This is a genomic window from Sinorhizobium medicae (assembly GCF_007827695.1).
Taxonomy (GTDB): domain Bacteria; phylum Pseudomonadota; class Alphaproteobacteria; order Rhizobiales; family Rhizobiaceae; genus Sinorhizobium; species Sinorhizobium medicae.
Genome location: NZ_VITA01000001.1, coordinates 189,404 through 201,821 on the forward strand (window position 1 = coordinate 189,404; position 12,418 = coordinate 201,821).

Annotated in this window: 15 protein-coding genes; 7 read left to right on the top strand and 8 right to left on the bottom strand. The window is 60.4% G+C overall.

Going from position 1 to position 12,418, the window contains the following annotated elements; translation table 11 throughout:
* Positions 1-161 precede the first annotated feature (161 nt).
* Both FB009_RS01080 and FB009_RS01085 read right to left on the bottom strand, forming a co-directional pair.
* Positions 162-425, bottom strand: coding sequence for a hypothetical protein (locus FB009_RS01080; protein WP_012061316.1), 264 nt, complete (start codon positions 423-425; stop codon positions 162-164).
* A gap of 124 nt (positions 426-549) precedes the next feature.
* Complete coding sequence (locus FB009_RS01085) at positions 550-834, bottom strand: DUF1236 domain-containing protein (protein ID WP_012061315.1); 285 nt, start codon at positions 832-834, stop codon at positions 550-552.
* Positions 835-1,077: 243 nt separating this feature from the next.
* Here FB009_RS01085 and FB009_RS01095 point away from each other — a divergent pair, with 243 nt between their 5' ends.
* A complete protein-coding gene (locus FB009_RS01095) occupies positions 1,078-1,599 on the top strand; it encodes a sigma-70 family RNA polymerase sigma factor (RefSeq protein WP_012061314.1) in 522 nt (173 codons plus the stop codon).
* A gap of 24 nt (positions 1,600-1,623) precedes the next feature.
* Here the strand turns inward: FB009_RS01095 and FB009_RS32605 are convergent, their stop codons facing one another.
* The 3 genes from FB009_RS32605 to FB009_RS01110 form a co-directional block, all read right to left on the bottom strand.
* Positions 1,624-1,782 carry a hypothetical protein gene (locus FB009_RS32605; RefSeq protein WP_018011955.1) on the bottom strand — a complete coding sequence of 53 codons (159 nt, stop codon included), beginning with the start codon at positions 1,780-1,782 and terminating at the stop codon, positions 1,624-1,626.
* A gap of 257 nt (positions 1,783-2,039) precedes the next feature.
* Positions 2,040-2,228, bottom strand: coding sequence for a DUF3008 family protein (locus tag FB009_RS01105; RefSeq protein WP_012061312.1), 189 nt, complete (start codon positions 2,226-2,228; stop codon positions 2,040-2,042).
* 179 nt (positions 2,229-2,407) lie between these two features.
* Positions 2,408-3,748, bottom strand: coding sequence for an MFS transporter (locus FB009_RS01110; protein ID WP_012061311.1), 1,341 nt, complete (start codon positions 3,746-3,748; stop codon positions 2,408-2,410).
* Positions 3,749-4,049: 301 nt separating this feature from the next.
* Here FB009_RS01110 and cyoA point away from each other — a divergent pair, with 301 nt between their 5' ends.
* The 5 genes from cyoA to FB009_RS01135 all read left to right on the top strand — a co-directional run bounded on the left by cyoA (position 4,050) and on the right by FB009_RS01135 (position 9,274).
* Positions 4,050-5,228: a ubiquinol oxidase subunit II gene (gene cyoA, locus FB009_RS01115; protein ID WP_024311184.1), complete on the top strand. Its 1,179-nt coding sequence runs from the start codon at positions 4,050-4,052 to the stop codon at positions 5,226-5,228.
* 152 nt (positions 5,229-5,380) lie between these two features.
* A complete protein-coding gene (cyoB, locus tag FB009_RS01120; protein ID WP_012061309.1) occupies positions 5,381-7,390 on the top strand; it encodes a cytochrome o ubiquinol oxidase subunit I in 2,010 nt (669 codons plus the stop codon).
* Positions 7,387-8,019, top strand: a complete 633-nt coding sequence (gene cyoC, locus FB009_RS01125) for a cytochrome o ubiquinol oxidase subunit III (RefSeq protein ID WP_012061308.1) — start codon at positions 7,387-7,389, stop codon at positions 8,017-8,019. The genes cyoB and cyoC overlap by 4 nt, the downstream gene beginning before the upstream one ends.
* Complete coding sequence (cyoD, locus tag FB009_RS01130; RefSeq protein ID WP_012061307.1) at positions 8,016-8,417, top strand: cytochrome o ubiquinol oxidase subunit IV; 402 nt, start codon at positions 8,016-8,018, stop codon at positions 8,415-8,417. Before cyoC ends, cyoD begins: the two co-directional genes overlap by 4 nt.
* Before the next feature lie 101 nt (positions 8,418-8,518).
* Positions 8,519-9,274 carry an SURF1 family protein gene (locus FB009_RS01135; RefSeq protein WP_012061306.1) on the top strand — a complete coding sequence of 252 codons (756 nt, stop codon included), beginning with the start codon at positions 8,519-8,521 and terminating at the stop codon, positions 9,272-9,274.
* Between the two features lie 19 nt (positions 9,275-9,293).
* On the opposite strand, the gene FB009_RS01140 is transcribed toward FB009_RS01135, so the two are convergent.
* The 3 genes from FB009_RS01140 to FB009_RS01150 all read right to left on the bottom strand — a co-directional run bounded on the left by FB009_RS01140 (position 9,294) and on the right by FB009_RS01150 (position 11,208).
* On the bottom strand, positions 9,294-9,824 hold the full coding sequence (locus FB009_RS01140) for a DUF992 domain-containing protein (RefSeq protein ID WP_012061305.1): 531 nt from the start codon (positions 9,822-9,824) through the stop codon (positions 9,294-9,296).
* Positions 9,825-10,059: 235 nt separating this feature from the next.
* Positions 10,060-10,677 (bottom strand): DUF922 domain-containing Zn-dependent protease, encoded by a 618-nt coding sequence (locus tag FB009_RS01145; protein WP_026183621.1) that lies wholly within the window; start codon positions 10,675-10,677, stop codon positions 10,060-10,062.
* 69 nt (positions 10,678-10,746) lie between these two features.
* The gene (locus FB009_RS01150) at positions 10,747-11,208 is read right to left on the bottom strand and encodes an Lrp/AsnC family transcriptional regulator (RefSeq protein WP_012061303.1); all 462 of its coding nucleotides are present in this window, start codon (positions 11,206-11,208) and stop codon (positions 10,747-10,749) included.
* A 124-nt stretch (positions 11,209-11,332) separates the two neighbouring features.
* Here FB009_RS01150 and FB009_RS01155 point away from each other — a divergent pair, with 124 nt between their 5' ends.
* Positions 11,333-12,382 carry an ornithine cyclodeaminase gene (locus tag FB009_RS01155; protein WP_018011949.1) on the top strand — a complete coding sequence of 350 codons (1,050 nt, stop codon included), beginning with the start codon at positions 11,333-11,335 and terminating at the stop codon, positions 12,380-12,382.
* Positions 12,383-12,418: the final 36 nt, after the last annotated feature.

Here is a 12,418-nt window from a genome sequence, read left to right on the forward strand (position 1 = left end):
GGCCGGGCAAATGTCGGACGCTTCTGTCTCAGTCGAACGCGCACGATACGCTCCCTTCTCTTGCGTGGACATGCGGGGCTGAAAACGCAGCCTTTCCGTTAACGCATGAAGCTGAAAGGGGTTCCGGAATCTTGATCTGGCGCGCAACTCACCTTGACGTCTCAACGCGTCTCCGGACCCAGATCCGATCGCGCCTGTGCATCATCAAGGATGGAAGCAATTTCCGAGGTCATCGCATTCTGCCTGGCAAAAGCCTCCGACGGTACGATGCCGGGATCTTCTTCATGATCCTGAACGATCGGGACCTCTTCGAGGGCCCGTTTGATCTCCCGCCAGAGATCCTTGTGCCGGTAAAGCGCGGAAAGGACGGCCACGAGAATTTCTCTCTGTGCCGCCAGTCGAAACTCGCTGCTATTGTTTTCCATGTCCAGCCCCTGGCGTGACAGCTCCCGACCGTCGCGTGGCGGCGGAGCCGCCACGCTCGTGATACTGGGGACATGAAGCGCAGAAAGCAGACTCGCGCGTGCGTGCTGCGCCCCTATGCCGGCATTATTCCAGAACTTCCACGACCGTGTGTGTCTTCGGATTCACGACAACGCGCCGATCATTCACGACGGCATAGGCGAAATCGGGCTGCTCTGGAATGGTGTGGATCTCCACCGTTTCAGGAATCGGCTGGCCGACGACAATCTCACCCTCGTAGGTGACAGAAGGCGTGTTCTGCTCCAGCACATAGGTCCTTACTTCGCCCGGCAGCACCACTGTCGTCTGCGCAATCGCCGCCGAGCCGAATCCCAGAAACAGGGCAGCAGTCAAAGTGGCAAATCTATTCATGGCGTTCTCCTTCCACTCAAACATGATGATGTCCCTAGACCACTCAAACTGGTGATGTCCTTTTTGGTTCCCGTCGCGGCACGCGCGGAGCTGGCCGCATCTGCGCGCTGGCACAGCCCTGCGGGGGGATGCCCGAATGAAGCGGGCAGGAAATATCCCCGCGCCTTCAGGAACCAAAGAGCCGGACAGGCATTTTGTAACGTCACCAAGAGAAATCTCATAAGCAGAAGGGCAATATTCGACATGCCTGCTATCGGCGGTCACGCATCGCAACAATCACCGCTGCTTGAGGAGCAAGTCGTCGATCTGATCCCCGCTCTGCGGGCGTTCGCTCGTACGTTTACGACAGCGTCCTTCGAGGCCGATGACCTCGTGCAGGAGACGTTGCTCCGGGCGCTGAGAAGCATCGAGCAGTTTCAGCCCGGGACGAGCCTCAAGTCCTGGCTGTTCACGATCATGCGCAATGCCTTTCGCACGCAATACAAAATCCGCACGCGCGAAAGTCCTGGGAGCACCAATTGCGCTGAATTGCCGATACCGACGGCGCCCTCGCAGGAGTGGTCGGTCCTCAATGGCGAGTTGCGCAACGCGCTTGGCGCCCTTTCACCGGAGCACCGGGAAGTTCTCGTGCTCGTTGCCGGATTCGGCCTGAGCTATAAGGAAGCCGCCGACATATGCGACTGCGCGATCGGCACGATCAAAAGCCGGCTCAGCAGGGCCCGTGATGAACTGACTGCGCAAATGCACGGAAATCCGCTGAACTGACGGTATAGGGGCGAGCAGATCTGATCAGCGCTTCCGCTCGTCAAGGGCCTTTTGCAGTTCCCGGGCCAGTTCGAGAAGACGCTCTGGCACCGCTTCCTTGCGCATCTTCTCGACGAGCGATGCAATCCGCTCGTCAACGGTTTTTTCCGCGTTCTCATCCGCGGAAACCTTGCTATCGTTCATTCGCCCGTCCTTAGTCACGACCCGGATCTCGCTACAGAATATTGTTCCTGTTTCGCGCTTTACATCATCAAAACGGCGGGTGTGAAAGGGCTGCAGCCATCTCAACCTGAAACATTCTTCCGACCCTAGTGGGAAACCGGGAACTTTATGCCCGCCCGAATACCTTGTGCCGGCGAGTTCTGCAAGCGGCAGATCCCTTCCGGCTCAAAGGTCAGCAGGTTCGCGCTGGCCTTTTCGGAGGCGCTATTGATGCGCCATCACTTTTTCGAGACGTGTTCCTTCTTTCCCTTGCGCTTGGTCGACGCCATTTCCTCAAGCTCCTTCTCGGTCATGGAATCTTCCATGCTGCGAGAGGCGCCCTTGAGTTCGCTCTTCTTCTTCTCGCCTCGCTTGGCAGCAAGCGCCGCGCCGGCGGCCATCTGCTGCGCCTTCGATTTCGCAGGCACTGCTTCCTCCTTTCGTGCTTGACTGCACCGGAATGTGCGTCGCTGCCGGAACCGGCGAGACCCGATTATGTTCCGCGCTACTGGGCTGGGTTTTGCCTAAGACGCATAAGCCGCTGGGCGCATACAAGGGATCGCAATCGAGGGGGAACGCAGCGGCGGCTCCATGATTGAATTCATGGCTATTCGTTGTTGATCTCGAGCGTCTTGCTGAAGATAAGCGCCAGTATCGTGCAAAGCGCGCCCGAGAGAAGGTAATATCCCGCGAAAGCGAGGCCGAAGCGACTGGTGAGCCCAAGTGCCACCAGCGGTGCAAACCCGGCCCCTATCAGCCACGACAGATCCGAGGTCAGCGCCGCCCCCGTATAGCGGTAGGCCCTGCCGAAGCGCGACGCGACCGCCCCGGCGGCCTGCCCGAAGGAGAGGCCGAGGATTGTGAAGCCGACAATCACGAACATTTCGCGACCGGTCGCGCCCGACTGAAGCAGCATTGGGGCTACAAAGCTGAAAATCGCGATCAGCACCGCGCACATACCAAGATGATTGCGCCGGCCGATGCGATCGGCAATGAGCCCGGAAGCAACGATCGCGACGATCCCGCACACCGCGCCAAGGAACTGTACCATCAGGAAGGAGCTTGCGCCGTGATCCGTGTATATTTCCACCCAGCTCAGCGGGAACACTGTCACCAGATGGAAGAGAGCGAAGCTTGCAAGCGGCACGAACGCACCGACCAGAACGTGCCCACCATTTACTCTGAGCACCTCCGTGACCCGGCTTGCCTGAAGCTCGTGCAGATCGAGCAGGGTTCCGAATTCCTTCGTCATGACGAGCCGCAGGCGCGTGAATAATGCAACGACGTTGATGGCAAAGGCGACGAAGAACGGATAGCGCCAGCCCCAGGCAAGAAAGTCCGCTTGCGAGAGCGAAGCGAGGAAGTAGGCAAACAGCGCACTCGCCAGCATGAAGCCGAGCGGCGCCCCTAGCTGTGGGATCATCGCATACCAGCCGCGGTGATGCTGCGGCGCGTTGAGGGCGAGAAGCGAGGCGAGCCCATCCCAGGCCCCGCCGAGCGCAAATCCCTGACCGAGACGGAAGACGGCAAGCAGCAGGATGGACCAGCCGCCGAGCGTTGCGTAGCCGGGCAGAAAGGCGATGGAGGCGGTCGATCCGCCGAGGAGGAAAAGGGCAATCGTTAGTTTCACGCCTCGGCCATAGGTCCGGTCGATGGCCATGAAGACCAGCGAACCCACCGGCCTTGCCATGAAGGCGAGTGCAAAGATGGCGAAGGAATAGAGCGTAGCGGTCAGCCGGTCGGGCGCGAAGGGAAAGAAGAGCTGCGGAAAAACGACGACGGAGGCGATGCCAAAAACGAAGAAATCGAAGAACTCCGCTGCGCGGCCGATCACGACGCCAATGGCTATGTTGCCTGCAGATACCGGCCTGTCGTCGTGAATGCGCCGCGCATCGCGCTCCATCGAGGAGGACGACGGTCCCAGGGATTGTTGAATTGCACCATTCATCGAAAACGCCTCCCGCGGTCGACCGGGACTTGGAACATGCGATGTTCCGCCGCATCTCGCTCGAACTCTCCAGAAGAAAGCGCGAAGCTCTCTCAATGGGGATCTTGACCAATCAACGGCTCATATCAAGGGGCGATACGGGAAAAAACGCGTTTCAGGACGCCAATCGCGACCCGGCCCTCACATGCTGCGATGCATCACCGGCTGCGGCGGATTGCTGCAGTGCGACTATCGACCTCATACCTTTCCGGTCCACTCTACTTTAGTCGCAGGGCCGTCGAAACAAATAGAGCTTCGAGCCGTGCCAGAACCGTTGAAGTTTTCCCGCCGCCTCGCCGTTTTGCCGCTGTTTCTTCTGATGGCGGGATGCGACATGGTGGTGATGTCGCCATCGGGCGATATCGCTGCGCAGCAACGCGACCTGATCGTCATCTCGACGATCCTCATGCTGCTGATCATCGTTCCGGTGGTCTTCCTGACGCTTTTCTTCGCCTGGCGGTACCGGCGTTCGAACACCAGCGCCACCTACGATCCGGAATGGCATCACTCGACCGCGCTCGAAGTGGTGATCTGGTCGGCGCCGCTCGCGATCATCATCGCGCTCGGCGCCATCACCTGGATCAGCACGCATAAACTCGATCCCTATCGGCCGCTCGACCGGCTGGATGCCGAAAGGGCGATACCTGCGGACGCCAAGCCGCTCACCGTGGAGGTGGTCGCACTCGACTGGAAGTGGCTGTTCTTCTACCCCGAGCTCGGGGTCGCGACGGTCAACGAGCTCGCCGCTCCCGTCGACGTCCCGATTCACTTCAAAATAACCGCCTCGTCGGTCATGAACTCCTTCTATATCCCGGCGCTTGCCGGTCAGATCTATGCGATGCCGGGCATGGAAACGAAGCTGCACGCGGTGATCAACAAGCAGGGCGAATACGAGGGCTTCTCGGCCAACTACAGCGGCGACGGCTTTTCGCATATGCGCTTCAAGTTCCATGGGCTTGACCGGCAGGGCTTTGAGGAATGGGTGTCGCGGGTGAAGACGCAAGGCACCGCGCTGAACCGCGACACCTATCTGAAGCTTGAAAAGCCGAGCCAGCGGGAGCCGGTCCGCTATTTCGCCAGGGTCGAGGACGGGTTGTATACGGCTATTCTCAATCTATGCGTCACACCCGGCAAGATGTGCATGCAGCAGATGATGCACATCGACATGATGGGCGGTGCCGGCAAGGAGAGCGCCGGAAACCGGGAGAAGCTGGAATACGACAACAGGCATTCCCTAGCGGAAGGCGCGCCGGCCGCGACGCAACCCGCGACGGGCACGCCGGCGCGCAGCCAGCAGGAACCGCAGGGCACGGGCGGCGGCGAACAGCCGATGCAGCACCCTATGCCAGGCATGGGAGCACACCAGGGACACTCAATGCCAGGCATGAATCATGAGAGCGATCATGAAAACGATCCGGCACCGGCTCAGCTCAATCATTGAATACGGGCGCTGCGCGCTGAAGCGGGATGAGGAAAAGCGGGTGCGGTTTTCCGCCCGCATCCCGCTCTACCTTATTGGAATCAATCACGTTTATGTTTTTAGGTCGATCCAACCCGAAAACATCGTGATCTAAGCAAATGAACAGGTTTCCCATGTTCTCCGATCCAGATCTTCTGAAGCTCATCTTCGGCCGGCTGACCCTCGACGCCATCCCCTATCACGAGCCGATCCTCGTCGCGACTTTTGCCGCAGTCGTGCTCGGCGGCATCGCGCTGACGGGGCTCATCACCTATTACCGCTTCTGGGGCACGCTCTGGCACGACTGGCTGACGAGCGTCGACCACAAGAAGATCGGCATCATGTACATCATCCTGGCGCTGGTGATGCTGCTGCGCGGATTTTCAGACGCGATCATGATGCGCCTGCAGCAGGCGATGGCCTTCGGCGGTTCGGAAGGCTACCTGCCGCCGCATCACTATGACCAGATCTTCACCGCACACGGCGTCATCATGATCTTCTTCATGGCGATGCCTTTCGTGACGGGGCTGATGAACTTCGTCGTGCCGCTGCAGATCGGCGCCCGCGACGTTTCCTTCCCCTTTCTCAACAATTTCAGCTTCTGGATGACGGCGGCCGGCGCGGCCATCATCATGCTGTCGCTCTTCGTCGGCGAGTTCGCGCGCACCGGCTGGCTTGCCTATCCGCCGCTCTCGGGCGCGGACTACAGCCCGGGGGTCGGCGTCGACTATTACATCTGGGGCCTGCAGATAGCCGGCATCGGCACGACGCTGTCGGGGATTAACCTGATCGCCACGATCGTGAAGATGCGCGCCCCCGGCATGACGATGATGAAGATGCCGGTCTTCACCTGGACGTCGCTCTGCACCAATGTGCTGATCGTCGCGACCTTCCCTGTGCTGACCGCAACACTGGCGCTGCTCACGCTCGACCGCTACGCCGGCACCAACTTCTTCACCAACGACCTCGGCGGCAATCCGATGATGTATGTCAACCTCATCTGGATCTGGGGACATCCGGAGGTCTACATTCTCATCCTCCCGGCCTTCGGCATCTTCTCGGAGGTTGTCGCGACCTTCTGTGGCAAGCGGCTCTTCGGTTACGCATCGATGGTCTATGCGACGGTGGTGATCACCATTCTCTCCTACATCGTCTGGCTGCATCACTTCTTCACCATGGGCTCGGGCGCCAGCGTGAACGCCTTCTTCGGCATCACCACGATGATCATCTCGATCCCGACCGGCGCGAAGATGTTCAACTGGCTCTTCACCATGTATCGCGGCCGCATCCGCTACGAGGTGCCGATGCTGTGGACGATCGGCTTCATGGTGACCTTCGTACTCGGCGGCATGACCGGCGTTCTCCTTGCGGTGCCGCCAGCCGATTTCGTGCTCCACAATTCGCTGTTCCTGATCGCCCATTTCCATAACGTCATCATCGGCGGCGTGGTCTTCGGGCTGATGGCCGGCGTCGTCTACTGGTTCCCAAAGGCCTTCGGCTTCAGGCTCGATCCGTTCTGGGGCAAGATGTCCTTCTGGTTCTGGCTGATAGGCTTCTACTTCGCCTTCATACCGCTCTACGTGCTGGGCCTCATGGGGGTTACGCGCCGCGTCAGCCAGTTCGAGGACCCTTCGCTGCAGATCTGGTTCGTCATCGCGGCATTCGGCGCCTTCCTGATCGCGCTTGGTATCCTGTCGATGCTGATCCAGCTGGTCGTCAGTTTCATGAATCGCGAGAAGCTGCGCGACATGACCGGTGACCCCTGGGACGGCCGCACGCTCGAATGGTCGATTGCCTCGCCGCCGCCGGACTACAACTTCGCCTTCACGCCGCTCGTTCACGATCAGGACTCCTGGTGGGACATGAAGAAGCGCGGCTATGAGCGTCCGCTTACCGGTTTCAAGCCGATCCATATGCCGAAAAACACCGGCACCGGCGTCATCCTCGGGGCAATCAGCGTCGTCTTCGCCTTTGCCATGGTCTGGTACATGTGGTGGCTGGCGATCCTGTCTTTTGTCGCGATGGTGGTGATCGCCATCGGTCACACCTTCAACTACGACCGCGACTTCTACATTCCCGCAAATGTCGTCGCCGACACGGAGGGCAAGCGCGCCGAAGAGCTTGCCGCTGAGGTGCAAGCATGAACGAGTTTCACTCCTCTGACGCCCTCCACGAGGGCAAGGCGCCTGCATTCTATCTGAAGGAAGAGCATCATCCGGAAGGGAGCACGATGCTCGGTTTCTGGCTCTATCTGATGAGCGACTGCCTGATCTTCGCCGTACTCTTTGCGACCCACGCGGTTCTCGGCCGCAATTACGCGGCGGGCCCCTCGCCCGCCGATCTCTTCGACCTGCCGCTTATCGCACTGAACACGTCGATGCTGCTCTTCTCCTCGATCACCTACGGCTTTGCCATGCTGGAAATGGAAAAGGGAAGGTTGCGGGCGACGCTCGCCTGGATGGCGGTCACCGCCCTCTTCGGCATCGTCTTCGTCGGCCTCGAGCTCTATGAGTTCGCGCACCTTATTCACGAGGGTGCCGGGCCGCAGCGCAGCGCCTTTCTCTCGTCGTTCTTCACGCTCGTCGGCACGCACGGGCTGCATGTGAGCTCCGGCATTATCTGGATGTTCGTGCTCATGGCGCAGGTCGCAAAACACGGCCTGATCGCGGAGAACAAGCGCCGCCTCATGTGCCTTTCGATGTTCTGGCACTTCCTCGACGTCGTCTGGATCGGCGTCTTTTCCTTCGTCTATCTGATGGGAGTTCTTCGATGAGCACACATGCATCTTCGCACGAGGACGCTTTCGAGGCGCATCACGGTCACAGCCATGGTCACGGCGCGGGTCACGGCACGCTGAAGAGCTACGTGACCGGCTTCATTCTCTCAGTCCTCCTGACTGCCATCCCCTTCTGGCTGGTCATGGCCGACGTGCTCGAAAGCGCCATTCTCACCGCCGCGATCATCATGGCGCTCGGCGCCATACAGATCGTCGTCCACATGATCTTCTTCCTGCATATGAACACACGCTCGGAAGGCGGATGGACGATGATGGCGCTGATCTTCACCATCGTCCTCGTCGCCATTGCACTTTCCGGCTCGCTCTGGGTCATGCATCATCTGAACACCAACATGATGCCGATGAGCCCGGAAATGATGAAGAACATGCCCTGACCGTGGGACTGGCCAACCCTCCCCTCCATCGGGTGAAGGCGTGCGGCAGCCGGATTAAGGCTTAATTGTTGAGACAGCGCGCTTCGCGTTTGAACCGCATCATGACCGACTTGCAAAACGAAACCGCCTTTCGCCCGCGCTCGCGGCTGGCAGTGGTCAGTATTCTCGGTCTCCTGTTGATCGCCGGCCTGCTCGCGCTCGGCACCTGGCAGGTCAAGCGTCTCTTCTGGAAGCTCGATCTTATCGCGCGGGTCGAACAACGCATCGGTGCTCCCCCCGTCCCTGCACCGCCCAGAAGCGATTGGCCGAATGTCAGCCCGGCACGCGACGAATACCGGCACGTAGCGCTGCATGGCCGCTTTCTCAACGACGAGGAAACGCTGGTCTATGCCGCGACCGAACTCGGTGCCGGCTACTGGGTCATGACGCCGCTTGCGCTTCACGATGGCACGATCGTACTCGTGAACCGCGGTTTCGTGCCAATGGAGCGGCGCGACCCTAAGGCGCGTCAGCAGGGCCGGATCGAAGACGAGGTCAAGGTCACCGGGCTGATGCGCATGGACGAGCCGAAAGGTTCTCTGCTCCAGTCGAACAGACCCCGCGAAGACCGTTGGTACTCGCGCGACGTCGGCGCCATAGCCGCAGCGCGGGGCCTTTCCCCCGTTGCGCCCTACTTCGTCGATGCCGACGCGTCTTCCATTCCTGGGACGCTTCCCGTCGGCGGGCTGACGCGCGTCGTCTTTCCCAACAATCACCTGGTCTACGCGTTGACCTGGTATTGTCTCGCAGCCATGACGGCGGGAATGCTGGTGATTTTCTGGCGCTCGGCGCGGAAATCGAACTCCGGCGCGGCGTGATGGCCGCGCCGGAGGAAGGTCAGTTCGCCGAGTTGAGCGTCATGGACGTGCCGGCGGCCGCGACGTTGAGGCCGAGCTGGCCCGTGACGCTGACCGTCTGGAGATGGACTGAGCCTGAGGTGCCGCCGACGAGCACATTCGCTCCCACGCCCGCCCCGAGCGTCGCTTCGGCCGTCGCGCCCTTGTAGATGCCGCTCAGGGAACCATGGTGGTAACCCGCCGTAGGCGCGAATACGGCCCAGATCAATCGGCTGCGCATGGTGAAACCGACGTCAACGCCGAGTTTGCGAATTTCACCCGTGTAGCGATCCTCGATCACATCGCCGCCCAACGACCGGAAAAAGCACTCGACCTCCTTGGAGGATCCGAGCACATAACCGGCACCGCCTCCGATGTCGCATTCCAAGTATCCGATCTTCACACCGCCGCGCGCGTCCTGAACCGCGGGCGGCGGAGCCGGTTCCTGATAGGTCAGATCAGCGGCATTGGCGCCCGCAGCGGTAAACGCGATCGTGACCGCGGAGAACGCCATGGCGAGAGTCTTTTTCATGCATCTTCTCCTCGTCGGCTCGTCACCGGCAGCAATTGCAGCCGGCGGTCCGAAACAAATTCAGTAATGGCAGCGCGCGCGTAAGATTTCGTGCGCCCGTGCCTGCCCTGTCAGGCGGGCTCACGCTTTCGTTGCATTGAGACAATTCAGAGGCAGGGCCGCCAACGACTTATTTTTTGCTGCGGGGTGTTGCCATTTGGCCAAGATCGAGCCGTCGGCAATCGAGCCAGATGCATCAGCCGCCGTTGACGAGATTGAGGATCAGTTGGTGAATGTTGCCACCGTCGCTGAGTTCGGCCTTGTCGAAGTCGCGGCTTTTCTGCCGTTGCGCGCGCGAGAGTTCCCCGAGCCGCTTGGTCATTTCGGATTTGATCTTGCGGCACTTGGGATCGTCGGCGACAGTGAGGCCCACGGTCGCGACCTCGATCGCACTCACCATCTCCTTGATGAAATCGCCGTGCACCCGTTCATGCCTTTTCACGCCGTCGATGAAAGTTTCCCAGTTCGCTTCGGTATTGCCCGACAGCTTGCCGGAAAGCTTCGGCAGCGTGTAGGTGATGGTCAGCTTCGGCAGCGCGGAGGCGAGGACACAGGCGCCGTCTCGCTCCTCGTATTTCCGCCTCCAGGTGAGCTTGAAGCTCGTATGAGCGATCGCGCGCCCGAGGCCCCCCACCCGCGGTCCCCGTTCGCCGATCGCGGCGTAGAGTTCCGGCCCGGATTGTCCGGTGATGGAATAAGTCTCGATCTTCTCGACTGCCTGCCACTCCGCCAGTGCTGTCGCCGGCATGACGGTTAGGCAGGCCAACAGAAAACAAATCTTACGGCTCGCCAAGCCCGCCCCCTTGGAAATCATGAATGCGCGCGGAACCTAACGGGGAAAGGTCCGGCTTTCAATCATCCGGTCTGCTCGCGCGCCCGCAGATCATACGCTGCTCAACAAGAGACTGGTTTCACTGTTGGCGACGCCATCGATCATCCGCACCTCGCGCAATATGCGATCAAACTCCGAGAGGTTGGCCGCACGGATGTTGGCAACCAGATCCCAGTTGCCGTTGGTGGTGTGCAGCGTATAGATCTCGGGCAAGCCGCGCAGCCTGCGGATGACCTGCGTCGTGGATTTCCCCACCACTTCGATCATCATCACCGCATGAACCGTGCTGACGTCGTAGTCTTCCCTGACCCGGACGGTGAATCCGAGGAGGGTTCCGGTCTCGAGCAGGCGTTCCAGCCGATTTTGGACTGTGCCCCGCGCCACGCCCAACGCATCGGAGAGCTTGGAAAGCGAGGCCCGCCCGTCGGAGCGCAGATGTGCAATTATCTGGCGATCCAGGTCATCAGGCGTGTATTTCGCAACGGCCGAGTCCCTGACTGCTCTTCTGCTCATCTTGCACAATCCAATTGAACAAATCGCTTAAACGGGTGCCTAAAATAGCACATGTTTGCGCTTTCGAACAGCGGGCTCAATCGGTAACCTATCTGGAATCCAGCACCGTGAAGAGGAAACCTCGATGCTCTCACCGCTTCCGTCTGCCAAGGCCATGGTACCCTTCGTCAGCGTCGACAACATGATGCGCCTCGTGCATCACCTTGGCATTGAGACGGTCCTGGCGGAGCTCACGGATGCGATAGAAGCGGACTTTCGCCGCTGGGAGAGCTTCGACAAGACCCCGCGCGTCGCCAGCCATTCGCGCGACGGGGTCATCGAGCTGATGCCGACCTCCGATGGCAGGGTGTACAGTTTCAAATATGTCAATGGCCACCCGAAGAACACCGCCGAGGGGCTCCAGACGGTAACTGCCTTCGGGCTGCTTGCCGAGGTTTCGACCGGCTACCCGGCACTTCTCACCGAAATGACCATACTGACGGCGCTCCGAACCGCCGCGACCTCGGCAATGGCCGCCCGCCATCTGGCTCCGAAGGGCGCGCGCATAATGGCGATGATCGGCAATGGCGCTCAGGCCGAGTTCCAGGCGCTGGCCATGAAGTCCGTCTGCGGCATCGACACCGTCCGCCTTTACGATCTCGACCCACGGGCAACGCAGAAGGCCGCCCGCAACCTGGACGGTGCCGGTCTCACGATCGTTTCATGCAGGTCCGCCCAGGAGGCGATCGAGGGCGCCGGGATCATCACCACCTGCACGGCCGATAAGCAATTTGCCACGATTCTGACCGACAACATGGTCGGCACCGGCGTCCACATCAATGCAATTGGCGGCGATTGCCCCGGCAAGACGGAACTGCATCGGGACATCCTGAAGCGCTCGGACGTGTTCGTCGAATATCCGCCCCAAACCCGGATCGAAGGTGAGATCCAGCAGATGGAACCGGATTTTCCCGTCACCGAACTCTGGAGGGTCGTTACCGGCGAGATGCAGGGCCGGCGGGACGCCCGTCAGATAACTCTCTTCGACAGCGTCGGCTTCGCCATCGAGGACTTCTCCGCGCTCCGCTATGTGCGCGAGCGCCTTCCCGGCACCGACTTTTACCAGAACCTCGACATGATCGCCGATCCGGACGACCCCCGCGACCTGTTCGGGATGCTGCTGCGGGCGAAATAACGCCGCTCACTCACCGCTCCTGCAGACGCAGTATCG